Raw genomic sequence first — 24,901 nt, 5'->3', positions numbered from 1 at the left:
AGAAACGAATATGGGAAAGGAAGAGAAAAAGAAAGGAGGCATTCATATGCTGAAAAAATTGCAGATTCAAACAAACAGACGGGATGAAATGATCGACATCACACATGAAGCTGTAGCGTTTCTCCGCAAAACAGGCGTAAAAAACGGTTTGGCGCTCATATACTGTCCCCATACAACCGCCGGCATTACCATAAATGAAAATGCCGATCCGGATGTGAAGAGGGATATGCTCAGAAGGTTTGATGAAATGTATCCGTGGGAACACGAACTGGACCGGCATATGGAGGGAAATACGGCGGCACATATGAAAGCGAGTACAACCGGCGCCTCCCAGCATGTCATCATAGAAGACGGGCGCCTGATACTCGGAACATGGCAGGGCGTTTATTTTTGCGAATTTGACGGTCCGCGAAACAGAACCTGTTATATCAAAATACAGGCTGAAACGGAGGAAAACACAAATGAGTGAGTGGATGAGTGCATTATCATTAACAAAGCCCGTCATTCAGGCGCCGATGGCCGGCGGGCTGGTCACGCCGCGTCTGGCTTCGGCGGTATCAAATGAAGGGGCGCTCGGAAGCCTCGCTTCAGGATACGTCAGCCCGCAAGCGCTTGAAAAACAGCTTATCGAGATGAAAGACCTGACGGACCGCTCCTTTCAAGTAAATCTTTTCGTCCCGGAAGAAAGGCAGATGCCTGAGGCGGAACTGGTTGAAAAATGGAAAGCCCGCATCCCGAGGGCAAAAGACGCCAAGCCGTTCTCTGATCTGAAAGAAGAATGGAATGATTTCGAGGAAAAAGCGGAGCTTCTGATCCGTTACGGAGTCAAAGCGTGTTCATTCACCTTCGGCCTGCCGCCGGAAGAAACGGCGGAAAAGCTGAAGAAAAGCGGATGTTTCCTTTTCGGCACGGCGACAACGCCGGAGGAAGCGAAGGCCTTTGAAGAACGGGGGATGGACGCCGTTATCCTTCAGGGAATAGAAGCCGGCGGACATCGCGGGTCGTTTCTGCCGGTTAAAGGAGAACCGGCTCTCGGTCTTATGGCACTGATTCCGCAGACTAAAGACGCGCTGAATATCCCGGTCATTGCGGCAGGCGGCATTTTTGACCGCCGCGGCGTGCAGGCGGCCCGATGTTTGGGTGCGGACGGCGTTCAAGTAGGAACACCGTTTCTCCTTTGTGAAGAAAGCAGCGCCTCACCGGCATATCAAAAAGCCATTGCCGAATCAAAAGGAGCCGACACGCGGCTGACCACCCTGTTTTCGGGAAAACAGGCGCGGGGAATCGTGAATCAGTTCATGAAAACATATGAGGCTGACGAGGGAAATACGCTGCCTTATCCGCTGCATAATACGCTGACAAAGCCGATGCGCGGGCACGCGGCTCAATCAGGAGACGCGGAGTATATGTCTTTATGGGCCGGCCAGTCCGCCGCGAAACTTGAAGGGCCGACAGACGTGAAAACCGTTTTGGACAGATTGTGCGAATCATAATTCAGAAATCGTGAGGTGATGGATGATGAAGATTCTTCAAATGTCCTACAAAAAAAGAGGGACTATTGAGTTTGTCTTTGAAGATTTTCCGCATTCCAAAGTCACCATGGCGCCGATTAAAGGGTATTACTTTGTCCGCGCCATTAAATGGAGCTGACTGGACAGAGCCGTCACCCGACATGATTTAGAGAAGTTTGAATGGGCTGCAAACCAAGCGCTCGGCACGACGGCTTTTTACCGGAAAAGAAAAGCATTCCGCATCCCATCGTCACAATGACAGACGATGGGATTGTTTTAATGCATGATCTGGTAAAGCGCGGGTGCATCAAGCCTTGTTGCCTGGTTAAGCAGATAAGCCGGCTGCACGGCATTTTTTTTTCTTAAAGAATTCAATCTCTGGATGATTTGTTCAGCGGTCAGAATCCCGAGACCGTGGGCGAAATATTGATCATTCCCCATCACAATGACATTCTCTCCCCGCCACTGAGCCTTTGCAGGATTAAAATCAGGATTTTTAAAATATAAACAATCTCCCCGTAAAAAGTGGCTGCCGGTTTCCGTGTAGATCGGCAGATGCTCATAGTGCCAGTCATACAAAGTGATATCCCGGAAACGCCGGTTAAACCGTTCTTCACCGATTGTCTTTAAGACGGCCAGATAATAAATCACAACAATGGCGGTAGCGCATTCAAATGCGTAAAACGCCCCGTTTTCAATAATGTCCCGAATCGCTTTTGAAGCGGGGATTCTGTACTTCAGCTCCAAGGCTCCTTCCGGCGTCACTCTCCAATAAGCCGTATTTCCGTATGTTTTGGCGAAAGTTGCAAATTTCACACCTGATCCGTGCAGTTCTCTTGCGGCTTCCACAATATGGCGGCGCAGCCGCACCTCGAACATCAGTTCAGCAATCGACCCGTAATCGAATTGTACGGGAGAATTGAGCAGTTCATTTATATACGGAACAAGGCTTTCTTCCGTCTGCCAGTTCGCGATGTCCTGAGGCCGAAGCACTTGGCCGGATATGATAATCATCTGCGCGCCCCCTTCTCTTTTTTTATAAGATATGCAGGAAGCTTGGGCAATGAAAATCAAGTCATAAAAAAGGAGGAAATGTTAACAAAATGTGAAGACTGAGCCGATATATAAGGTATCACACTTGAGGGAGCAGCTTAATATGAAAAAATTCATTAATTGGTGCACAAAGGCATCGATTTCACGTAAATTAATCATTTCATTTATCGTGATTTTAATCATACCGATTCTCGTGTTAGAATTCAGTTCATACCATACGGCGAGCAATTCGCTGGATGATCAGATTTCAGGCAACGCGAAAAATAACATTGAATCTTTTAACACAACGATTACAAATGATATCGGCGCAAAAGCAAAGGCGATTGAATTTTTCAGTGAAACGTTAAAAGGATCATCCTTCTCAAAGAAAAACATGTCTGCTCTTGAAGAAAAGTTCGGGCAATACACGTCTATTCATAAAGACGTAGCCCGTATTTACGGAGGAACGGAAGACGGCAGCTACGCACAGGCGCCGAAGGAGAATACTCCGGCCGATTACGATCCGAGAACACGCACTTGGTATAAAGACGCTGTGAAGGCCGGCGGCACGCTCGTTGTCACCGACCCTTACACTGCGGCAAGCGACGGCAGGATGGTCGTCACCGTGGCAAAGCAGATGCAGGACGGAACAGGCGTAGTGGCCATGGATATTACGATTGACCAGCTGCTGAAGCAGATGCAGGGAATCAAAATCGGGCAAAAAGGCTTCGTGTTTATCACGTCCAAAAATAAAACCTATGTCGCGCATAAAGACCACAAACCGGGCGATAAAGTTTCAACCCCGTGGCTGAATGAGGTATACAGCAAAGACAGCGGCATTATTTCATACAAGCTCGATGATCAAAATAAAAAAATGGCGTTTACGACAAATAAACTGACCGGATGGAAAATAGAGGGGAGCATGGAGCTCAACGAAATTAAAGACGCCTCACAACCGGTGCTGACGATGGGAATGATCGTCCTTGCAGCATCCATTATCATCGGGGGAATTTTAATTCTGTTGATTGTCAGATCCATTACGTCACCGCTGAAACGGCTTGTCCGCTCTTCTAAACAAATCAGCGGCGGAGACTTGACCGAAACCATTGATATCCGCTCGAAAGATGAATTGGGCGAACTCGGCGCGAGCTTTAATGAAATGGGAGAATCTCTGCGCGGACTGATCAGCGCGATCCAAAACTCTGTCGACAACGTGGCCGCGTCATCGGAAGAGCTGACCGCTTCAGCTTCGCAGACAAGCAAAGCGACGGAACATATTACAATGGCGATTGAGCAGTTTTCAAACGGAAACGAAGAGCAAAGCGAAAAAGTCGATTCAAGCTCAGCCAAGCTGAATCATATAAATGACGGACTCGCCGCCGTTTCCCGCACATCATCATCCATTACGGAAGCATCTAAACAATCGAAGGAAGCTGCCGGCACCGGGGAAGAATATGTGCAGCAAACAGTCGGGCAGATGAATCTCATCAATCAATCGGTCCAGCAGGCGGAAGCGGTTGTAAAAGGCCTTGAGGCCAAATCAAAAGACATCACTCATATTTTAAGAGTCATCAACGGCATTGCCGATCAGACAAACCTGCTTGCGTTAAATGCAGCCATTGAAGCGGCAAGAGCCGGTGAATACGGGCGGGGCTTCTCAGTGGTAGCCGAAGAAGTGCGCAAGCTTGCCGTCCAATCCGCCGGTTCTGCCAAAGAGATTGAAAAACTCATTCAGGAAATCACGGCTGAGATTAATACATCGCTTCACATGTTCACCTCCGTTAATGAAGAAGTTCAATCAGGACTTGCCGTAACGGACCGCACGAAAGAAAGCTTCCAGAATATCTTCGGCATGACAAACGATATCGCCGAGAAGCTTCAATCGATGAACGGTACGGTTGAACAGCTGTCAGACAGCTCCCAGCACGTTTCAGCCGCGGTGACGGATATTGCGGACGTATCTAGGGAAAGCGCAGCAAGCATTCAGGATATTGCCGCATCCGCAGAAGAACAGCTTGCATCAATGGAAGAAATCAGCACATCAGCCGATACTTTGGCGCAAATGGCCGAAGAACTGCGGGAATTAACGAAACAATTTAAAATCAACTAGTAAAAAAGGACGCTTTCCGGATGGAAGGCGTCCTTTTTTATAGTGACAGCCGGATAATTAAATAAAAAGTCTTGCATACAAAGGGAGTACATAGAACTATTTTTCATTTATGACTTCATTTTCAATGTAATAAAAAGGGAGTCGGCCGATATAAACAGTAAATGATTGAAAGAGGTTTACAAAATTGAAAAAAACAGCAAAAAAAATCGCCAGAAAATCAATAGCCAAAAAACTGATCATTTCATTTTTACTGATCTTACTCATTCCGGTAGCAGTATTGGCTGCCGGCGCCTACCGTTCGGCGGCTTCATCCGTTGAAAAGCAAATGATGGAAAGCGCCGAAGGAAATGTGCAAATCTTAAACAATATGATTGATGACCGGATCGGAATGTTTACAAAAAGCTCAGCATATTTCAGCGAATGGGCGACAAGCGCTAAATTTAAAGAAAAAAACCAAACGGAAATGCAAGAAAGGTTCAAGCAGTTTATTGAAAGCAATGATAAAGCGTCCGCCGTATTTTCAAGCAGCAAGGAAGGAACGTTTACCCGTTATCCGCATGCCGATATGCCGGCCGATTTCAATCCGCTTGAAAGAAGCTGGTATCAGGAAGCCATGGAGAATAAAGGCCAAACCATCATCACAGACCCTTATGAGTCCATCTCAAACAAAAAGATGGTCGTCACTATGGCCCGCGCGGCGCAAGACGGATCAGGCGTCGTCGCCATTGATATAAAAATCGACGATCTCATCACGATGACAAAAGAAGTGAACATCGGAAAAGAAGGATACGCCTTTATCCTCAGCAAAAATAAAAAAGCCGTTGCCTACAGTGATGAAAAAGCCGGCTCGGCGGTATCGGGAAAATGGGTTGATACATTATACAGCGGGCAAAAAGGCGTCTATGAATATACGCTGAACGGGAAAGCGAAAAAAATGGCGTACGTGACCAATGAAGCGACGGGCTGGAAGATCAGCGGAACCATGTCCGTGGATGAAATCAAAGATGCGGCAAGACCGGTTCTGACTCTGGCCGTTATCATATTGGCGATAGCCATTGCCGCAGGGATGATTTTCATTTATTTTGTCATCCGCTCAATTACCAAACCGTTAAAACATCTCGTAGCTTCAGCGGAAAAAATCAGCAGCGGAGATCTGACGGAAACCATTGATGTCAGCTCTCAAGATGAGCTCGGCGTGCTCGGTAAAAGTTTTAATCATATGACAGATTCACTCCGTTCGCTTATTCAAGGAATTCAGGACTCTGTTGAACATGTCGCTTCTTCCTCAGAGGAGCTGACGGCTTCGGCTGAGCAGACGAGCAAAGCAACGGAACATATCACCCTTGCGATTGAACAGTTTTCTAATGGAACGGAAGACCAAAGTGAGAGTATTGATAAAGCGACCGCCCAAGTGAATGAGATGAAAGACGGGCTCAGCGATCTGGCGGAAGCGGCAGCCGTGGTGACGGAAACTTCAATTGAATCGGCGGAGATATCCGGCGCCGGTGAGCGGCTTGTCAAGAAAACAGCCGGCCAGATGGGCGCCATTGACCAATCCGTAAGCAAAGCGGAGCAAGTCGTACAAGGGCTTGAACTCAAATCGCAGGACATCAACAGCATTTTGCGCGTCATTAACGGCATTGCCGATCAAACGAATCTCCTTGCTTTAAATGCAGCCATTGAAGCGGCAAGAGCGGGAGAATACGGACGCGGTTTTTCAGTCGTTGCCGAAGAAGTGAGAAAGCTTGCCGTCCAATCCGCCGATTCAGCGAAAGAAATCGAATCCTTAATTCATGAAATCGTCAAAGAAATTCATACTTCGCTCGGAATGCTGGAATCCGTCAATCACGAGGTGAAAAGCGGACTTCAGTTAACGGACGAAACGGAAAAAAGCTTCCGGGACATTTCCGTTAAAACAAATCAGATTGCCGGTGAACTGCAAAATATGAATGCAACCGTGGAACAGCTTTCTGCCGGATCTCAGGAAGTATCAAACGCTTCAGAGGATATCGCGGCCGTCTCCAGACAAAGCGCGGCCGGCATTCAGGACATCGCGGCTTCAGCTGAAGAGCAGCTTGCGTCCATGGAGGAAATCAGTTCCTCCGCCGTCACGCTGGAAAAAATGGCGGAAGAATTACGCGAACTGACAAAGCGTTTTAAGATAAACTCTTAATTGAGTCTAAAAGGCTAATTAACAATAGGTAAAAAGTATGTTTCGTTATATTTCTTCTTTTTGGATGTGTATAATTACCCATAATTGCCGATATGAAGGGTAAACACGCAAGAGGAGATATAGCAGATGAAAAAAATTGTGCAAATCATCAAGCAGAGATCGCTTACAAGAAAACTGCTCATTTCTTTTTTGGCCATTCTCATTCTTCCTATTTCAACGCTGGCTTTTATCGCCTATCAATCGGCGGTAAGCACGCTTGACAGGCAGATGATGGGAAGCGCATTAGATAATGTGCAGCAGATTAACGATATGATCAACACAAGCATCAGCCAAAAGGAAGACGGAACGGCATATTTCAGCGATTGGCTCACAAAGGATCGGTACAAGCCGAAAAACCAATCGCAAATTACCGATAAATTCACAGAGTACATGAAGATCAATAAAGACGTGGAATCCATTTTTACGAGTGACACGGAAGGACATTTCACACGGTATCCGGATCTGCAGATGCCTAAAGGATATAATCCGATTGAAAGAGACTGGTATAAAAAGGCCGTGGAAAATAAGGGGAAAGTTGTTGTAACAGATCCTTACCGCACGGCTTCCACCAATACGATGGTCGTGACGGTCGTTCAGCAGACGAAAGACGGCTCAGGAGTCGTCGCCATCAATATGAAAATCGATGAGCTTCTGAAAACGACAAAGAAAGTGAACATCGGAAAATCCGGCTACGCTTTTATCCTGACGAAAGACAAAAAAGTGGTCGCCCACCCGAACCGCACATCAGGCACAGTATTAAACGGGGAGTGGGCCGAACGGCTGTTCACCAGCAAAAAAGGTGATTTTCAATACAAATACGACGGCCAGGAAAAGAAAATGGTTTATGATACGAACAAGCTGACAGGCTGGAAGATTACCGGAACGATGTATCTGGACGAAATTCATGAAGCGGCCCTGCCGATCCTTCATCTGTCCCTGCTCGTTCTCGTATTAGCGATTGTGATCGGAACCATCGTCATGGTGCTGATTATCCGTTCAATCACAAAACCGCTCAAGCAGCTTGTGACATCATCGAAACAGATCAGTGAAGGCGATTTAACAGAAACGATCGAGATCCAGTCAAAAGATGAATTAGGCGAGCTTGGCAAAAGCTTTAACAATATGGCCGCTTCGCTCAGGTCTCTCATCCATGCCATCCAGGATTCCGTGAATAACGTCGCATCTTCCTCAGAGGAGCTGACGGCTTCAGCGGAGCAGACAAGCAAGGCAACCGAACATATCACATTGGCGATCGAACAATTTTCTAACGGAAATGAAAGCCAAAGTGAAAATATTGAAAGCGCGGCGGAACATATTTACCAAATGAACAGCGGGCTTGAAGATATGGCGAAAGCATCTGCCGTCATTACCGAATCCTCTGCCACATCAGCGGAAGTCGCCAATTCAGGCGGAAAGCTCGTCCACCAGACGGTCGGCCAAATGAACGTCATTGACCGGTCAGTGAAAGAAGCTGAACAAGTGGTGCGCGGACTTGAAACAAAATCAAAAGACATTACAAACATTCTCCGTGTCATTAACGGAATCGCTGATCAGACAAACCTTCTTGCGCTGAACGCGGCAATTGAAGCCGCGCGTGCGGGTGAATACGGCCGGGGCTTCTCAGTCGTCGCCGAAGAGGTCAGAAAACTTGCGGTCCAGTCTGCCGATTCAGCGAAAGAAATCGAAAGCTTAATTATAGAAATCGTCAACGAAATCAATACATCTCTCGGCATGTTCCAATCCGTCAACAAAGAGGTGGAGAGCGGACTGGATATTACGAATCAGACCGAAACGAGCTTCAAACGGATTTCTGAAATGACGAACCAGATCGCCGGAGAAATTCAAAATATGAATGCGACGGTAGAACAGCTGACAGCAGGATCTCAGCAGATTTCAGGAGCTTCTGAGCAAATCGCGTCCATCGCAAAAGAAAGCTCCGCCAGCATTCAGGATATTGCGGCCTCCGCCGAAGAACAGCTGGCTTCAATGGAAGAAATCAGTTCGTCTTCGGAAACGTTATCCCAAATGGCGGAAGAATTACGTGATATGACGAAACGATTTAAAATAGATTAATAGGTCATAGAACACCCAAATGTGCTGTTTGGGTGTTTTTTTTAGTTTTTTTAATAAATCTTTTGTCCTATCTGACGATATTAGATTTAGCTTTTCAAAGAAGGAGACTGAAAAAATGAAACAACTGATACATTGGATCAAACAGCCATCCATCAGCAAGCCGCTGATCGCGGCATTTTTAGCCGTATTGGTGCTCCCGGTCGGCATACTCGCCTACTTCAGCTACCAAACGGCGGGGAATTCACTAGAAAGCGAACTGACCCACAGCGCCCAGGGAAATGTCAGCGAACTGAACAGCGTGCTGGAAAACATGCTCGAAGGCAAGCTCAAAGCGATTGACTACTACAGCGAATCAATCACTAAGGAAAAACTGAACACAAAAAATAAATCGGTACTGCTCGACAATATGAAGCAGTATGTCACCGTAAATGACGATGTCGCGTCAATTTACGCCGCGTCTCGCGACAAAGCGTTCGTGAAATATCCGTCCGCTGATATGCCGTCCGATTATAATCCGCTCACGCGCGAGTGGTATACAAAAGCGGTTGAAAAAAGCGGACAGCCGGTGTTTACCGAGCCTTATAAAGACGCTGCAACCGGACAGACGGTCGTTACGATTGCCCAGCAGACAAAAGACGGATCAGGCGTTGTGGCGCTTGATATTAATCTGGGCGACCTGCTGAACGCTTCCGAACGCGTCCAGATCGGTCATAAAGGATTTGCCTTCATTACAACGGGAGATAAAAAATACATCGCCCATCCGACTATAAAAGCGGGAACGGAAGGCTCCGGAGAGTGGACGAAAGAAGTGTTTTCCAAATCAAGCGGATCGTTTGAATACATGTTTGAAGGACAGCAGAAGAAAATGGCCTTCACGACAAACAAACTGACGGGCTGGAAAATCGCCGGTACATTTTTTGTCAGTGAGATCCATGACGCAGCCTCGCCTGTCATGAAAATGGCGCTGATCATCCTGGCGGTTTCTCTTATCGTCGGCGGGGTTTTAATCTTTTTTATCATTCGCTCGATTGCAAAACCGCTCAAAAAACTTGTTTCGACATCAGCTAAAATCAGTGACGGCGATTTAACGGAAGTCATTGACATCAAGTCGAAAAATGAATTCGGACAGCTCAGCCAAAGCTTCAATGAGATGTCAGCATCACTCCGGTCTGTCATCGGCGTCATCCAATCATCCGTCGAACATGTCGCTTCTTCATCCGAAGAGCTGACGGCATCCGCCGGACAGACAAGCAAGGCGACAGAGCATATTACACTGGCGATTGAACAATTCTCAAACGGAAACGAATCACAAAGCGAGAAATTGGAAGAAAGTGCTGATCACCTTTCCCAAATGAATGCGGGCATTGCCGAGACGGCGAATGTATCGGCGGAAATCACTGAATCCGCCATCCAAACCTCTGAAACGGCCGGGAGCGGAGAAGAATTAGTGGCGAAAACGGTCGGCCAGATGAAAACAATTGATCGTTCCGTACAGCAGGCGGAAGCGGTTGTAAAAGGGCTGGAAACGAAGTCGCACGACATTAAGAGCATTCTCAACGTCATTAACGGCATTGCCGATCAAACAAATCTGCTTGCCTTAAACGCTGCCATTGAAGCGGCCAGAGCCGGCGAATACGGGCGGGGCTTCTCCGTCGTTGCGGAAGAAGTGAGAAAGCTTGCCGTACAATCAGCCGGCTCCGCGAAGGAAATCGAAACGCTGATTCAGGAAATCGTCAAAGAAATCGCCACATCGCTTTCCGTATTCCAAGCGGTGAATCAAGATGTGAAGGAAGGCCTCGATATTACGGATCAAACGGCCGAAAGCTTCAAAAAAATCTCAGAAATGACGACTCAGATTTCAGGCGCCTTGCAGCATATGAACGGAACGCTTGAGAAGCTTGCAGCCGGGTCGCAAAATGTGACAAACGCGGTGGAGGACATTACCTCAGTCGCCAAAGAAGGGTCCGCCGGCATTCAAGACATCGCCGCCTCAGCTGAAGAGCAGCTGGCCTCCATGGAAGAAATCAGTTCATCCGCCGAAACGCTTGCGCATATGGCTGAAGAACTGCAACAGGTCACACGGAAATTTACGATTCAGTCTGAAGACGAAGAACAGCTGTAGCGAGCTGTTTCTTTTCCTCATCTGAAAAAAGCGATACACTAATATAAAAGAAGGGAGTGGCAGTGATGAGATTAGAAGGCAAAAAAGTCATAGCGCTTGTCAGTGACGATTTTGAAGACCTAGAGCTTTGGTATCCCGTCTACCGGCTGAGAGAGGAAGGCGCGATCGTTCATTTAATAGGAGAAGAAGCGGGCCGTCCATACAAAGGAAAATACGGCGTGCCCGCGACGGCGGATTACGATTTTAAGAGCCTGATTATTCAGGAGTATGATGCCGTGCTCGTGCCTGGCGGCTGGGCTCCTGACAAACTGCGAAGATATCCCGAAGTTTTGGAGATCATCCGTACGATGAACGAGCAGAAAAAGCCGATCGGCCAGATCTGCCATGCGGGCTGGGTGCTCATATCTGCCGGAATTCTCGCAGGAAAAAAAGTAACGAGCACGCCCGGCATCAAAGACGACATGACAAATGCAGGGGCACAGTGGCTGGATGAAGCTGTCGTAACTGACGGCCACATTGTATCAAGCCGCCGCCCGCCCGACCTTCCGCAGTATGCAAAAGCGTTTGCTGATCTGTTAGCGTCCAAATAAAAAACATCCGCCCGAATCCGGGCGGATGTTTTTAGTTTTGATCGGCGGGAAAGACAATTCCGATTTGTTTTCTCGCTTCTTCCATAATGCTTGCCGTAATGAAAGAACGTTCAAATGTATTTTCGGAAGACTCCCGCTGTCCGTTTCGAAGAAGATTGATGAATTCAGCCGTTTCGTAGTACATCGATGGTTTCAGATCAGGGACTGAAATGTCTTCCGTCCGGCCGTCACGATAGCGGATTTCCGCCCGTTCCGGTCCGTGAATGCTGTCCAGAACGATCGTGCCGTCTTCACCCTGAATTTCCGCCGGGGCAAACGAATTTGAGATTTTCGAATGCATCAGCACCGCTTCAAATCCGTCGTATGACAGAATGACCGTGCCTTCGCCGTCAACGCCGGATGCTAGTTTATGACCGGTCGCAATGACGTTTTTCGGTTTGCCGAACAGGACGACGGCCGGATAAATGCAGTACACGCCGATGTCCATTAACGAACCGTTCGATAATTCAGGCTTAAACGCGTTTAGCACCGTACCGTTTTTATATGCATCATATCGTGATGAATATTGGCAGTAGCTTGCCGTGAATCTCCTGACGGGTCCGATTTTATGTAAGTGGTTTTGAAGCATGCTGAAGTTCGGCAGGAACGTTGTTTTCATGGCTTCCATCAAGAGAACGCCGTTCGTTTTGGCTGCGTGAATCATTTCATCCGTTTCCCTTGCGTTAGACGCAAACGGTTTTTCGCACAGTACGTGCTTGCCGTGTTCCATAAAAAGGACCGCCTGCTCTTTGTGAAATGCATTCGGGCTGGCGAGATACACCGCGTCATAGGCTTTGCTTTCCGCCATTTCTTTCAGGCTGGTGAAATAATGAGCAGCGCCGTGTTTGCCGGCGAATTCCGCCGCACGTTCCTCAGTTCTGGAATAAACCGCCGTTAATTGAAAATCATCAATAGCAGAAGCCGCCTCCAGAAATCGTTCTGTAATCCAATTCGTTCCGACTGTTGCAAATCGAATCATTGCTATCGCTCCTTCTATGTATTGGCTTACATTATAGCTTTTTTTCTAAGAAACATAAATGGGAAAAAGGCTGGCAGCTAAAGGGATAGGAAAAATTCCCATAGAGACCGGTTATTATTTTTCATTACAGGAACGATAGTGTACAATTTAAGTAAAATACATATGATGGAGGAACAATAGTGGAAACATTGCAAACATGGGGCGGCAGATTTAAACAGTTTTTCTTAGACAATAAATTTGTCTTGTTTTTGCTTGTATTGCTGCTCATCGGTCTCAATATCCTTGTCTTTATGAAGACATCATTTATTTTCACACCTATTATCGTCCTGCTCAAAACGATTGCGCTCCCCGTCATTTTGACAGGAATTGTTTATTATCTGCTTAATCCGATCGTAGATATATTGGAAAAAATAAGAGTGAAAAGAGTCTATTCCATCCTGCTCCTTTACCTCATTATTATAGGGCTGATTTCGATTACGATCGTTTCGATTATTCCGTTTTTAAAGGAACAGATCATGAGTCTGATCGACAATCTGCCGAAATATGTGGATATTGTTGAAGATCAGACGAAAAGCATGATCGGAAGCGATTTTGTAAATCAGGCGCAAAAGACGATGAATATCAACATTTCCGATCTTGCTAATAAAGTATCGGCGCAGGCTGCAACAATTGCAAACAGCACATTTACCGGAGTCGGGAATTTTATCGGCGCGCTGACGGAAGTGATTATTTCAATTGTGACCGTGCCGTTTATTCTGTTCTATTTGCTGAAAGACGGCAAAAAACTGCCAATCTATATCTTAAAGTTTGTGCCCACCCGTCTGAAAGAACAAACGTATACGATGCTTAGTGAAATGAACCACAGATTAAGCTCCTATATCAGAGGACAGGTCATCGTCAGCTTCTGCATCGGATTTTTATTATTTATCGGCTATCTGATTATCGGACTTGATTATGCGTCACTGCTTGCGGTCATTGCCGCTTGTACGAGCGTTGTTCCGTATTTAGGGCCGACCATTGCCATCACGCCGGCGATTATTATCGCGTTGGTCACTTCGCCTCTGATGTTGCTGAAGCTTGCGATTGTATGGACCGTTGTCCAGCTCGTGGAAGGAAAATTAATTTCGCCGCAGATCATGGGGAAAAATCTTCACATTCACCCGATTACCATCATATTTGTTCTTTTAACCGCCGGAAAGCTGTTCGGGGTTGTCGGCATTATTTTAGCCATCCCGGGGTATGCGGTCATCAAAGTGGTCACGACCCATCTGTTTGATTGGTTCAAAATGCGTTCGCATTTATATGAAGAAGAAAAAAATGATGCTGTATCGAAGTCATAAAATCGGAACGGACATGATATTTATTATAAGACAGGCTTTCCTTCAGAGGAGAGCTTCTCTTTTGTAAATGATGAATGAAGGGAAGAATGGGATGACACTATGGGAGATGTTCACAGCAGCCGTTTTGGGAATCGTGGAAGGGCTGACGGAGTACGCGCCGGTTTCTTCCACGGGACATATGATCATAGCGGATGACATCTGGCTGAAATCCGGAAGCCTGATGAATCCGGAAGCCGCCAATTCCTTCAAAGTGGTGATTCAGCTCGGTTCGATTCTGGCGGTGGCCATTGTGTTTAAGGATCGGATATTACATTTACTCGGCCTCAAAAAAAACGTCACGCGCGATCAGCAGAAGGGATACAGGCTGACCATCGCGCAAATCGCCGTCGGTCTTGTTCCGGCGGCGGTGCTCGGCTTTTTATTTGAGGATTTCATTGACCGCTATTTATTCTCTGTCAGAACGGTCGCTTACGGATTAATTGCCGGAGCCGTGCTTATGCTTATAGCGGACTGGATCAATAAAAGGAAAGAAACGATCGATACGGTGGACAGAATCACCTACAAACAGGCTTTCTGTGTCGGATTATTCCAGTGTCTCGCCTTATGGCCCGGATTTTCCCGCTCAGGCTCAACGATTGCCGGAGGTGTCATTGTCGGCTTGAATCACCGGGCAGCCGCAGACTTCACATTTATTATGGCTATTCCGATTATGGCGGGCGCAAGCCTTCTGAAGCTGGTGAAATACTGGAGCAGTCTTTCTTATGACATGATTCCGTTTTTTCTTGTCGGCTTTATCTGCGCCTTTGTCGTCGCCCTCTTAGTCGTCAAGTTTTTTCTTCGGCTCATCAATCGGATTAAGCTTGTCCCGTTCGCCATTTACCGTGTCATCCTCGGCATCATTTTAATCATGCTCGTGCGATAAACGAAGAGGCCCCCGGAGGGTCTTCTTTTTATGTTCGAAAAACGTCTCAGGAAAATATGAGCAAACTGAATTTTCTGCTTGAAATTCAAAGAAGACTCGTCTATAATAAAACATGACGTTACAGCACGGGGCCATAGCTCAGCTGGGAGAGCGCTACGCTGGCAGCGTAGAGGTCAGGGGTTCGAGCCCCCTTGGCTCCATACCTTTAAACCCTTATTCTATAAATAAGGGTTTTTTGTTTATTCATCTTCTGCGCAGCCTCTGTGTTGTTCTGCTTCATTTCTAACAACTCAAAATAAAGGAAAGAGAGAAAATGAAAAAGAAAATCTATCTTATATTATCTCTGTCAGCGGCACTGGCACTTCTTTTAACAGCGCTCCCGGCTCTTTCTCCCGTCGTCTTCACGTCTGCTTCAGAAAAAGGAGCCATCAGGCATGACATTTATAAAAAAGGATATCCGTATCAAAGCTACTTTGCGATTCTTCGAAAAGAAGAAGGCGGCGGAGAGGCCGGGAACCTTTATTATGTAAATTGGTTCAATTGGAAAGATGAAACCGGACAGACACCGCACGTATGTTATTCAAAAAAATCGTCCGAAGGCGAGTACAAAGTAAGCTGCGGAACCGGACCGTAATGATCAAGAGCCCCTCTCCAATGAGGGGCTCTTTCTGTCGATGCCGCTCTGGCTCTCCGTTTAATATTCCCAATATAACGGCGTATCATAATGCCGATACGGATCATTCAGATAATGCGTATTTGGCTGATAAGGCTTATTCATATCATGAATCCCCGTGTTTTCAGTCTGTCCGCAGTATTTATCGGGGCCTATCACAGTTGATTGCCGGATCGGTGAAACGGCTTTTTCCCACTCATGCTCATTCAGACAGTACGTATGCGCCATGATCTCAGGCGGCGTCAGACGGAGAATATCCGAGCCGTATATCACTTCAGGCGAAGGGGCGTCAAATATGGCCAAAAGGTGGGTTTTGTCTGAAGTGGCGACTTCATAATGCCACCACCCCTGCGGAACATTCGCCACTTGTCCTGAAGAGATCGGATAATTCCGTATTTTCTGGGTGAACGGATTCAGCATCGACACCACCGCGGAACCCGAAATACAGTACACCAATTCAGCGGCGTTTTGATGGGTATGCGGTTCAATCACATTTGTTTTGCTCAGAAAGATATCTAATAATGAAATATTTTCAAGCGTGTTTAACTGTTTAATCCCCAATACATTGATAAAGTTCCGAGCATCTTTCGTAAAAAAACGGCTCTCATTCACATTATAAGTGAACTGTGTATTCGGAGACGTGTAATCGATATCGGAAACCATGCACTCCCCCGCTTTCATCTTTAAACGTATATTCCCAAATATATGTGTCCCTGTTTCACCGGGTGATAAAAAAGGAGGTAAAATCCATAAATTCCAAATCCAACACAATATTGTGACGACTTTTTTAAAGATTCATTTTAAATATATCTTTTATTCAAAATATCTCTTACTATAAAGATATATTGAAAATACATCTTTAGAAGGGTTGAGGATTAACATGCTGGATGAGAGAACAATAGACATCATCAAAAGCACAGTACCCGTATTGCAAACCCATGGAGAAAACATCACCGGACGCTTTTATAACCTGATGTTTCAAGATCATCCTGAACTGTTAAATATGTTTAACCAAACGAACCAAAAGAAACAGACTCAGCGCGCAGCATTGGCAAATGCAGTCATTGCGGCTGCGGCGAATATTGATCAACTAGAACAAATCATTCCGGCGGTCAGACAGATCGGCCATAAACACACAAGCATCGGTGTAAAACCGGAACATTATCCGATTGTCGGAAAGTATCTGCTTCTGGCAATTAAGGATGTGCTGCAGGATGCCGCAACTCCTGAGATTATGCAGGCATGGGAAAAAGCTTACGGTGTTATTGCGGAGGCTTTCATCGGCATTGAAAAAGACATGTACAATGAAGCCGGATGGCAGGGGTATAAAGAATTTACGGTTATACAGAAAACGAAAGAAAGCAAAGATATCACATCATTTTATATCAAACCGAGTGACGGTTCTTCGCTTCCTGGATTTGAAGCGGGACAATATATCAGCATTAAAGTGCGGATTGCGGATTCTCCTTATACGCACATTCGCCAGTACAGCCTGTCTGATGCTTCTCAAAAAGGGGCATATCGGATTTCTGTGAAAAAGGACGGAGCGGTTTCTTCTCATCTCCACAATGAAGTTCAAGAGGGAGATAAACTTGAAGTCAGCGCACCCGCAGGGGATTTCAAGCTGTCTTCTGCCGAAAAACCGGTTGTTCTTATCAGTGCCGGTTCCGGAATCACGCCGATGATGAGCATGCTGAAAACAGCCGCCGAAAAACAGCCGGAGCGTTCCGTTACTTTTATTCATGCCGCAAAAAACGGAGAGTACGCCGCGTTCCGCAAAGAGGCTGAACAAGCTGCGGAGAATCATCCGAATATTAACGTCATTTATGTATACAGTGAACCGGCAGAACAAGACCGCTCAGGAGACAAGCCTTTTTACAGCGGCAGGATTGATCAAACCTTCTTGGAGCAGCTTCATTTGAATCAAGATGCTGAATTTTACTTGTGCGGATCAGCGCAGTTTATGACGCAAATGAAAGATATGATTCTTGCTCTCGGGTTTGACTCTGATTCTGTTCAATATGAATTGTTCGGCCCTCAGCTGAGCATGGCATAACAAAAAAGACTCCTCAAAGAGGAGTCTTTTTTATTTGCACAATGTGTTCTTTCTCCGTCTTTTTCCCTATTTTATTGAAATTTTCATCAATGACCAGTAAAATTATAAATCTAGTGATTCCGGAATTAAAGGAAGGTTGATATGAAAAAGAAAGCAAAGACCAAAAGGGGGCTTGGGTGCCTTTTTGCTGTATCTCTTATATTCGGATTATTTCTGGTATCAATGGTGTTTTCGAAATTCATAGTGACGGAAGAAAAACCGCCTGAAGAGGTGGACGAGCAGCAGGTCTTTATTGACAGCCTTTCCGGGCATGCTCAAATTTTATATGAGAAATATCATGTCCTTCCGAGCATCACCCTCGCACAGGCCATTCTCGAATCGGACTGGGGGAACAGTGAGCTTGCGGGGAAAGCGCGCAACCTGTTCGGTGTAAAAGGTGATTATAAAGGAAAACACGTCACGATGAAAACGGATGAATTTGAAAAAGGAAAACGAAAAACGATTCGGGCAAAATTCCGTAAATACAGCACGTTTTTTGAATCAATGGATGACCATGCCAAATTATTTGTCAACGGAACGTCTTGGAATAAAAAGAAGTATAAGCCCGTCATTGAAGCGGACAATTATAAAACAGCGGCGGCTGCCCTTCAAAAATCCGGCTACGCCACAGACCCCGGCTATGCTGAAAAAATTAAAGATGTCATAGAAACCTATAATCTGAATGAATATGACAAAATCAATGCCTCTCTTAAAGCAGTTGATATGAAAGGCGCCATCAAAGACCACGCCATTGAAGACGTGTGGTCCAAGCCGTCAAAAGAGCAGCATTCTATTAAACTGGCATCGGCGCAAAAGTTTACCGGCCAGCATATTAAAGTTGTATCTGAAAAACAAAACGGAGAATCCGTCTGGTACCAAATTCAAGTGAAAGATGAGCTGATCGGCTGGGTTGACCAAACCGCCGTCCAGTTAAGTGAAGAAACATAAGCATCAAAAAAAGCCGGCAGCCCGCCGGCTTTTTTACATTCCTTCAGTTTCAAACCTTTTAATATCACGTTTATGCCCCATCAGCACAAGGCAGTCACATTCATGAATGACAGTCTCCGGAGAAGGGGACAGCTGAATGTCTCCATTATGTTTCACGGCGAGAATGGTGCAGCCGAATCTGGCCCGGACGCCGAGATCAAGAATGGATTTTAAATGCAGCTTTTTCGTGGCTGAAAGCTCCACAATGCTGTATTCATCTGACAAATCAATGTAATTTAAGACATTTTCATCCGAAAGGCTTTGCGCAATCCGCACGCCCATATCCTTTTCGGGATGGATAATACGATCAGCACCGATCTTTTCAAGCACTTTGTGATGATAATAGTTTTGCGCTTTCACCCAAATATTAGGGATGTTCAGCTCCTTCAATAACAGCGTCGTCAGCGTGCTTGCCTGAATGTTGGCGCCGATTGCTACGATGACATATTCAAAATTTCTGATGCCGAGCGACTGAAGCTCGCTTTCTTCCGTTGAATTTGCCCGCACAGCATGCGTGGCATAAGAGGAGTATGCGTTGACCCGCTCTTCGCTGATATCGACCGCAAGCACCTCATGCCCCATTTTAAAAAGCTCTTTACAGATGCTTCCGCCGAAACGGCCGAGTCCGATGACGGCAAATTGTTTATTTTTGATTTTTCCCAATCCTCATAACTCCTTAAGAAACTGTTTTCGTCACTCCAAATACAACAAACAAGAATGTACTCCTGTTTCAAGGGTTTGTCAATGCGAGGGCCCGAAGAAAGAAAACAGCACAAAAAAAGACCGGCTGACAAGCGATGGGCTTGTGCCGGTCTTTTTTTCGCAATTATTTGCAGTTGCAAGGCTGTGTCGGCGGTGTGCTGCGTTTTTGAACAACAATTGTGTCCTCAGCATAGAATTTAGAGCCGATGCTTAATGATTTATTTTCTGCACGGAACTTATATGTACCTGCAGCAGGCAATGTTTTATTATTAAGAGAAAGTTTAAATTCCGCTGCGCCGAGCAAATCAATGTTTAACGGAAGTCTGACTGTTTTTCCGTTATTCAGAATCTGTCTTTCACGCAAAGCGTGTCCGTTGACTGTATCTTTTGTTGTAGCCGCAAATCCGCTAGGAAGGGTAAATTCCATAACGCCTAAGCTCAGGATCGTGTTCGGACGGTACGTCAATTCGATATCAGAAAATGACCATTCCTGCTGGCTGGCACCTGTATATTTTGCAAATAAGGTAGCAGTCGCTTTCGTGGACATTTCCGGCTCGTGAACGGTTGAGCCTGACTCAGCGGCGAATGACGCTGTCGGCAGAGAAAGAAGCAAAACCAGGCCGAATAAACTTGCCATGACAGTTGAGAAAAATTTCTGTTTCATTTTCATAAATCCCCCTAAAAAAAATTTGCTGATTGTTCTTAAAAAAGAACGACCATACCTATAAAAATTTACCATCAATTTTAATGGAAGTAAATGGGGTTATGTTCCTATATTTTCTCAAAAATAATCAAATCACGACAAAAAACGCCTGATTTTGATTCAGGCGTTTTTTTCGTCCGTTTCTATCGGAATAAATTTAAAAATCTCCCCGCTCTGAACCGAGTCAGCGAGACGCTTCAGCCAATGATAATAAGCTTTCGAACTTTCAAGCTGATCATATAACTGCCGCGCTTCTTCCTGTAATTCCGCGTTGCCTTCCTCGGCCAGCAAAACGGACTGCAAATCCGCCTGGGCCTGTTCGATGGCGGACAAATTCACCTGAACTTCACGATCCCATTTCGGCGGGAAAAAATTCGTGAAAAACGTAAAGAAATCTTTTTCCGCTACAAACGTATGCTTCCGTGTGCCGCGGTGAAAGGTTTTTTTGACCACATTTAAATCCTGCAGCTTTTTGACGCCTGTGCTCATACTCGGTTTGCTCATCTGCAGTTCCTCACGCATTTCGTCAAGCGTCATTTCATCCCTCATATACATTGTTCCGTATAAAATCCCGACACTCCGTGTGATTCCGTAAAGATCCATCGTCTCTGCAATGGAATCAATGACAAGATCCCTGGCTTGTTCTATAGCTGCGAATTCTGGATTCTCATCCATACTGTCCCTCTTTTCCTCTTGAAGTTTAAATTTGTTAAGTCATTTCTTTATGTTCTTAATCTTAACGAATCATGACAAAATGTCAAAATCTAAACAGACTGACCGGGTTTTGACAGGCAAAAAAACATGTGTTAAATTAATATTGTTAAAAACATTAAATTTTTATTTAACAAACTTACTTTTCGGTAAGGAGGACTCTTATGAGCAAAACGCTTTATATCGGCGGCGAATGGATCAGTGCAGAAAAAAAACAGACGCGCCGTATCATTAATCCATTTAATCAAGAAGAAATTGCAACGGTATGCGAAGGAGACCGGGATGATGCGGTGAAAGCCATCGCTGCAGCCAGAAAAGCATTTGATGAAGGGGAGTGGCCGGTGCTTTCCGGGCTCGAGCGCGGACAATTTGTTCTGAAAATTGCGGAATTAATCAGACGCGATCTGAACGAATTAGCTGAGCTGGAATCGCTCGATACAGGAAAAACGATTGAAGAAAGTAAAGCCGATATGGATGATATCGCAAATGTAATTCAATATTATGCCGGTTTGGCGGATAAAGACGGAGGCGAGGTCATTTCATCTCCGATTCCCGATTCCGTAAGTAAAATCGTCAGAGAGCCCATTGGCGTATGCGGACAAATTACGCCGTGGAACTATCCGCTCCTTCAGGCGAGCTGGAAAATCGCTCCCGCTCTTGCGGCCGGAAACACGATCGTTTTAAAGCCGAGCGAGATTACTCCGCTGACAACCATTAAAGTCTTTCAATTAATAGAAGAAGCCGGTATTCCGAAAGGGGTCGCCAATCTCGTGCTGGGGCCGGGCGCCTCTGTCGGCGACGAGCTGGCGAGAAACCTCGACGTCGATTTGGTCTCTTTTACGGGCGGAATTGAAACAGGCAAAAAAATCATGCAGGCGGCAAGCGGCAATGTGAAAAAGATTGCTCTGGAGCTTGGCGGCAAAAATCCGAATATCGTATTCCGAGATGCAGATCTCGAAACAGCTGCAGATCAAGCGCTGAACGCCGTGTTTTTCCATGCCGGCCAAGTATGTTCGGCAGGGTCCCGTCTTTTGGTGGACGAAGCCATTCATGATGAATTTTTAGCCGAGCTGATCAAGCGCACGAAACGCATAAAATTAGGAAACGGTTTTCATGAAGACACGGAAAGCGGTCCGCTGATTTCCGCCGAGCATCGGGCTAAAGTCGAAAAATACGTAGAAATCGGCATCGAAGAAGGGGCAAAACTGGAAACAGGCGGCAAACGTCCTGATGATCCCGCCCTTCAAAACGGTTTCTTCTATGAACCTACTATTTTCTCAAACTGCAAGTCTGATATGCGGATAGTCCAAGAGGAGATCTTCGGCCCCGTTTTAACAGTTGAGTCATTTTCTTCTGAAGAAGAAGTGATCAGACTTGCCAACGATACCATTTACGGGCTGGCCGGAGCGGTATGGTCAAAGGATATTGAAAAATGCGAACGCGTAGCCGCCAAACTGCGGATGGGAACGGTATGGATCAATGATTTCCACCCGTATTTCGCGCAAGCGCCATGGGGCGGGTACAAACAATCGGGCTTCGGCCGTGAACTCGGCAAAATCGGTCTGGAAGAATACACGGAAATCAAACATATTTACCGCAACACGAAACCTGCGGCTGTGAACTGGTTTCAAGCATAACGAGGAGGAGATACAATATGACATTAAATATGAAAGTAGAAAGCATGCACAAGTTCCATACATTCGAAATCCCGACAGTCATTAAACACGGAATCGGTGCGATTCAGCACGCGGGAAGTGAAGTCAGAGCGCTTGGCGTCACAAAAGCGCTGCTCGTAACAGACCCGGGAATTTATAACGCAGGAGTGGCAAACCCGGTCATTGAATCTTTACAGGAAGCGGGCATCGAAGTCGTCCTGTTTAACAAAGTGGAGCCGAACCCGCCTGTACGTCTTGTAAACGAAGGATCAGAACTGTATAAAAAAGAAAACTGCAACGGTCTTGTGGCTGTCGGCGGCGGAAGCTCCATGGATACAGCGAAAGCCATCGGGGTAGAAGCGACACACGAAGGAAGCGTGCTTGATTATGAAGCCGCGGAAGGCAAAAAGCCGCTGGAAAACCGTATTCCTCCGCTGACAACGATCCCGACGACTGCGGGAACAGGTTCAGAGGTCACACAATGGGCGGTCATTACAGATGAAGAAAGAGAATTTAAATTCAATACGGGCGGACCGCTTATCGCCGCGCATTTAACGGTCATTGACCCTGAGCTGCACACGTCCATGCCTCCGCATGTGACGGCCATGACAGGTATTGATGCACTTGCGCACGCCATCGAGTGCTATACGATGAAATTCGCGCAGCCGATCACTGATGCAGTCGCTTTAATGGCCATTGAATATGCGGCGCATTATATTAAGCGTGCGTTTGCGGACGGAGAGGATTTGGAAGCAAGATACGGCATGGCGCAGGCGGCGATGCTTGCCGGCCTTTCATACGGCAGTGAATCAGCAGGCGCGGCGCATGCGATGAGCCAGACGCTCGGCGGCATCATCCCTGTCGCTCACGGACAATGCGTCGCAGCTATGATGGGGCCGGTAATGGAATACAACTGGAAAGGCTATCCGGAAAAATTCGCCCGCATCGCCAAAGCATTCGGAATCGATACAAGCAATATGACAACCGAAGAAGCGGCAAAAGCGTCCGTCAACTGGATGTATGATCTTGTAAAAGATTTAGAGGTACCGAGTTTAGAAGAACAAGGTGTGTCTCCGGACATGATTGAACGTTTATCAAAAGAAGCTATGAAAGATCCGCAAACTTTCGGAAATCCAAGAGATTTGAATGAGAAAGCATACAACTGGATTTACAAACGCTGCTTTGACTTAACGCCGAAAACGGTATAATAAATGAACCCCGCTCCTTTACAGAGCGGGGTTTTTTAAGGATAATGTCAAGAAAAAGGCGGTGGCGGCTGATGTGGAAACGCATAACAGCAAAGACGGAAGGCGTATATATAGCGGATACCGAACAATTTGTTACCAGAAAGATGGACAAGCTTCGTGCGGAATACGGCGGGTTTCCCGGTGACCTGCATTTCGGACTGACAAAAAAGGCCGGCGCGCGTGAGCCGATGTATGAAAGAGGAACAGAAATTTTTAACCGGAGACAGATTTCAATCGTGTCCATGGAGGAATGTGATGACATTGCGGAGAAGATGGGGATTTCTCATATCTTTCCCGAATGGCTCGGCGCTAACATCGCAATCAGCGGTTTTTCTGCACTGACGCCGCTTAAGGAAGGAAGCAGAATGATATTTCCAAGCGGTGCGTCTCTGTTGTGCGAGGGAGAAAATGATCCGTGCATTCAGCCGGGAGAAGTCATTCAATCCTTTTATCCGGATCAGCCAAAACTCGCCGCGGCGTTTGTGAGGCACGCGATGGGCAGAAGAGGAATTGTCTGTATTGTTGAACGCCCGGGTGACATATGCACGGGCGATGCGGTCACCATCCATTCTTATGAACCGAAACGCGCCAAGAAAAAAATCGAGAAGGTCTGACTCAGACCTTTTCGATTTTTTGTTTGATTTCTTTTATTTGATTAATGTGACGCTTTTCATGATGGCCGATAAAATCAATCCACTGGCGGATCGTCAGTTCTTGAAAAACAGGATGCGGAAGCACACGTTCAAAGTCTTCCTCGTTTAATGATGAAATAACTGCGGTCAGCTGCTGTCTTGCCGTATCTAATTCTTGTTTTGCTTCAATGACTGATATTCGGTTTTGCTCAGGTTCGAGGTGTGACGGCGCCGGCCGTTTATCTGTTCTGTCCTCTATAAACTCCATCGGTTTTTCTTCTATTTCTTTTAACGGTGCGTCTTTTGCCTGCTTTGATAAAAGGGTCTGCGCTGTTTCGTCAATTTTCTTTAAATGGTCAAGGACTTCCCGCACGCTCCACTCATCAGCCGCGGGCTTTCGGTTGAATTCTTCATCAGAGAGTCCTTTCAGTTCTTCCCAGGTCTGCTGTCTGGCTTCATTAAAAATGCTCATCCTATCTCCTCCTTTAGAGTAAACATATCATATCCGGATTGGATAATCATGTAATCAGCCTCCCTTATCAGAAAATTGAAACCATTTTCCGTTA

General features: G+C 46.2%; 22 protein-coding genes, 1 tRNA gene and 1 pseudogene. 17 read left to right on the top strand and 7 right to left on the bottom strand.

Annotated features, from left to right (window positions below; all coding sequences use genetic code 11):
- Window positions 1-46 precede the first annotated feature (46 nt).
- The 3 genes and pseudogenes from NYE50_RS16645 (at window position 47) to NYE50_RS16635 (ending at window position 1,770) form a co-directional block, all read left to right on the top strand.
- On the top strand, window positions 47-469 hold the full coding sequence (locus NYE50_RS16645; RefSeq protein ID WP_014418738.1) for a secondary thiamine-phosphate synthase enzyme YjbQ: 423 nt from the start codon (window positions 47-49) through the stop codon (window positions 467-469).
- Window positions 462-1,493, top strand: coding sequence for an NAD(P)H-dependent flavin oxidoreductase (locus NYE50_RS16640; RefSeq protein WP_159354524.1), 1,032 nt, complete (start codon window positions 462-464; stop codon window positions 1,491-1,493). The genes NYE50_RS16645 and NYE50_RS16640 overlap by 8 nt, the downstream gene beginning before the upstream one ends.
- A gap of 25 nt (window positions 1,494-1,518) precedes the next feature.
- Window positions 1,519-1,770: pseudogene (locus tag NYE50_RS16635) on the top strand (hypothetical protein).
- 17 nt (window positions 1,771-1,787) lie between these two features.
- On the opposite strand, the gene NYE50_RS16630 reads toward NYE50_RS16635, so the two are convergent.
- Window positions 1,788-2,525, bottom strand: coding sequence for a protein-glutamine gamma-glutamyltransferase (locus tag NYE50_RS16630; protein WP_007408635.1), 738 nt, complete (start codon window positions 2,523-2,525; stop codon window positions 1,788-1,790).
- A 142-nt stretch (window positions 2,526-2,667) separates the two neighbouring features.
- Between NYE50_RS16630 and tlpB (NYE50_RS16625) the strand changes: the two genes are divergently transcribed.
- The 5 genes from tlpB (NYE50_RS16625) (at window position 2,668) to NYE50_RS16605 (ending at window position 11,650) form a co-directional block, all read left to right on the top strand.
- Window positions 2,668-4,653, top strand: a complete 1,986-nt coding sequence (tlpB, locus tag NYE50_RS16625) for a methyl-accepting chemotaxis protein TlpB (RefSeq protein ID WP_022553693.1) — start codon at window positions 2,668-2,670, stop codon at window positions 4,651-4,653.
- Window positions 4,654-4,837: 184 nt separating this feature from the next.
- On the top strand, window positions 4,838-6,826 hold the full coding sequence (gene tlpB, locus NYE50_RS16620; protein ID WP_224988886.1) for a methyl-accepting chemotaxis protein TlpB: 1,989 nt from the start codon (window positions 4,838-4,840) through the stop codon (window positions 6,824-6,826).
- Window positions 6,827-6,952: 126 nt separating this feature from the next.
- On the top strand, window positions 6,953-8,938 hold the full coding sequence (tlpB, locus tag NYE50_RS16615; protein WP_109567153.1) for a methyl-accepting chemotaxis protein TlpB: 1,986 nt from the start codon (window positions 6,953-6,955) through the stop codon (window positions 8,936-8,938).
- A gap of 19 nt (window positions 8,939-8,957) precedes the next feature.
- Window positions 8,958-11,060, top strand: coding sequence for a methyl-accepting chemotaxis protein TlpB (gene tlpB / locus NYE50_RS16610; RefSeq protein ID WP_438502738.1), 2,103 nt, complete (start codon window positions 8,958-8,960; stop codon window positions 11,058-11,060).
- Window positions 11,061-11,125: 65 nt separating this feature from the next.
- Window positions 11,126-11,650, top strand: coding sequence for a type 1 glutamine amidotransferase domain-containing protein (locus NYE50_RS16605; protein WP_025650346.1), 525 nt, complete (start codon window positions 11,126-11,128; stop codon window positions 11,648-11,650).
- Between the two features lie 31 nt (window positions 11,651-11,681).
- Here the strand turns inward: NYE50_RS16605 and NYE50_RS16600 are convergent, their stop codons facing one another.
- A complete protein-coding gene (locus tag NYE50_RS16600) occupies window positions 11,682-12,668 on the bottom strand; it encodes a Gfo/Idh/MocA family protein (RefSeq protein WP_015240454.1) in 987 nt (328 codons plus the stop codon).
- 179 nt (window positions 12,669-12,847) lie between these two features.
- Between NYE50_RS16600 and NYE50_RS16595 the strand changes: the two genes are divergently transcribed.
- The 4 genes from NYE50_RS16595 to NYE50_RS16580 all read left to right on the top strand — a co-directional run bounded on the left by NYE50_RS16595 (window position 12,848) and on the right by NYE50_RS16580 (window position 15,564).
- Window positions 12,848-14,008: an AI-2E family transporter gene (locus NYE50_RS16595; RefSeq protein WP_014418728.1), complete on the top strand. Its 1,161-nt coding sequence runs from the start codon at window positions 12,848-12,850 to the stop codon at window positions 14,006-14,008.
- A gap of 91 nt (window positions 14,009-14,099) precedes the next feature.
- Window positions 14,100-14,930: an undecaprenyl-diphosphate phosphatase gene (locus tag NYE50_RS16590; protein ID WP_007613337.1), complete on the top strand. Its 831-nt coding sequence runs from the start codon at window positions 14,100-14,102 to the stop codon at window positions 14,928-14,930.
- A 127-nt stretch (window positions 14,931-15,057) separates the two neighbouring features.
- Window positions 15,058-15,130, top strand: a tRNA-Ala gene (locus tag NYE50_RS16585).
- 113 nt (window positions 15,131-15,243) lie between these two features.
- On the top strand, window positions 15,244-15,564 hold the full coding sequence (locus NYE50_RS16580; protein WP_039254122.1) for a hypothetical protein: 321 nt from the start codon (window positions 15,244-15,246) through the stop codon (window positions 15,562-15,564).
- A 60-nt stretch (window positions 15,565-15,624) separates the two neighbouring features.
- On the opposite strand, the gene NYE50_RS16575 is transcribed toward NYE50_RS16580, so the two are convergent.
- On the bottom strand, window positions 15,625-16,266 hold the full coding sequence (locus NYE50_RS16575) for a cupin domain-containing protein (protein WP_159354520.1): 642 nt from the start codon (window positions 16,264-16,266) through the stop codon (window positions 15,625-15,627).
- 217 nt (window positions 16,267-16,483) lie between these two features.
- Here NYE50_RS16575 and hmpA point away from each other — a divergent pair, with 217 nt between their 5' ends.
- On the top strand, window positions 16,484-17,659 hold the full coding sequence (hmpA, locus tag NYE50_RS16570) for an NO-inducible flavohemoprotein (protein WP_025285169.1): 1,176 nt from the start codon (window positions 16,484-16,486) through the stop codon (window positions 17,657-17,659).
- Window positions 17,660-17,800: 141 nt separating this feature from the next.
- Window positions 17,801-18,646: a glucosaminidase domain-containing protein gene (locus NYE50_RS16565; protein WP_025285168.1), complete on the top strand. Its 846-nt coding sequence runs from the start codon at window positions 17,801-17,803 to the stop codon at window positions 18,644-18,646.
- A gap of 33 nt (window positions 18,647-18,679) precedes the next feature.
- On the opposite strand, the gene NYE50_RS16560 is transcribed toward NYE50_RS16565, so the two are convergent.
- From NYE50_RS16560 to cudC, 3 genes are all read right to left on the bottom strand, one after another.
- Window positions 18,680-19,348 (bottom strand): potassium channel family protein, encoded by a 669-nt coding sequence (locus NYE50_RS16560; protein ID WP_014418723.1) that lies wholly within the window; start codon window positions 19,346-19,348, stop codon window positions 18,680-18,682.
- Between the two features lie 163 nt (window positions 19,349-19,511).
- On the bottom strand, window positions 19,512-20,051 hold the full coding sequence (bslA, locus tag NYE50_RS16555) for a biofilm surface layer hydrophobin BslA (protein ID WP_015240450.1): 540 nt from the start codon (window positions 20,049-20,051) through the stop codon (window positions 19,512-19,514).
- 159 nt (window positions 20,052-20,210) lie between these two features.
- The gene (cudC, locus tag NYE50_RS16550; RefSeq protein WP_007410170.1) at window positions 20,211-20,765 is read right to left on the bottom strand and encodes a choline uptake/conversion transcriptional regulator CudC; all 555 of its coding nucleotides are present in this window, start codon (window positions 20,763-20,765) and stop codon (window positions 20,211-20,213) included.
- Between the two features lie 200 nt (window positions 20,766-20,965).
- On the opposite strand from cudC, the gene betB reads away from it, so the two are divergent.
- The 3 genes from betB to NYE50_RS16535 all read left to right on the top strand — a co-directional run bounded on the left by betB (window position 20,966) and on the right by NYE50_RS16535 (window position 24,317).
- Window positions 20,966-22,438 carry a betaine-aldehyde dehydrogenase gene (gene betB, locus NYE50_RS16545; protein WP_224988884.1) on the top strand — a complete coding sequence of 491 codons (1,473 nt, stop codon included), beginning with the start codon at window positions 20,966-20,968 and terminating at the stop codon, window positions 22,436-22,438.
- Window positions 22,439-22,455: 17 nt separating this feature from the next.
- The gene (gene gbsB / locus NYE50_RS16540; protein ID WP_003152181.1) at window positions 22,456-23,664 is read left to right on the top strand and encodes a choline dehydrogenase; all 1,209 of its coding nucleotides are present in this window, start codon (window positions 22,456-22,458) and stop codon (window positions 23,662-23,664) included.
- 71 nt (window positions 23,665-23,735) lie between these two features.
- Window positions 23,736-24,317, top strand: a complete 582-nt coding sequence (locus tag NYE50_RS16535; RefSeq protein ID WP_159354516.1) for an MOSC domain-containing protein — start codon at window positions 23,736-23,738, stop codon at window positions 24,315-24,317.
- A 1-nt stretch (window position 24,318) separates the two neighbouring features.
- Here the strand turns inward: NYE50_RS16535 and NYE50_RS16530 are convergent, their stop codons facing one another.
- The gene (locus tag NYE50_RS16530; protein WP_136803766.1) at window positions 24,319-24,807 is read right to left on the bottom strand and encodes a DinB family protein; all 489 of its coding nucleotides are present in this window, start codon (window positions 24,805-24,807) and stop codon (window positions 24,319-24,321) included.
- Window positions 24,808-24,901: the final 94 nt, after the last annotated feature.

The organism is Bacillus sp. EU55 (genome assembly GCF_038005925.1).
Taxonomy (GTDB): Bacteria; Bacillota; Bacilli; order Bacillales; family Bacillaceae; genus Bacillus; species Bacillus velezensis.
This window is presented reverse-complemented; position numbering and strand designations above follow the sequence as displayed.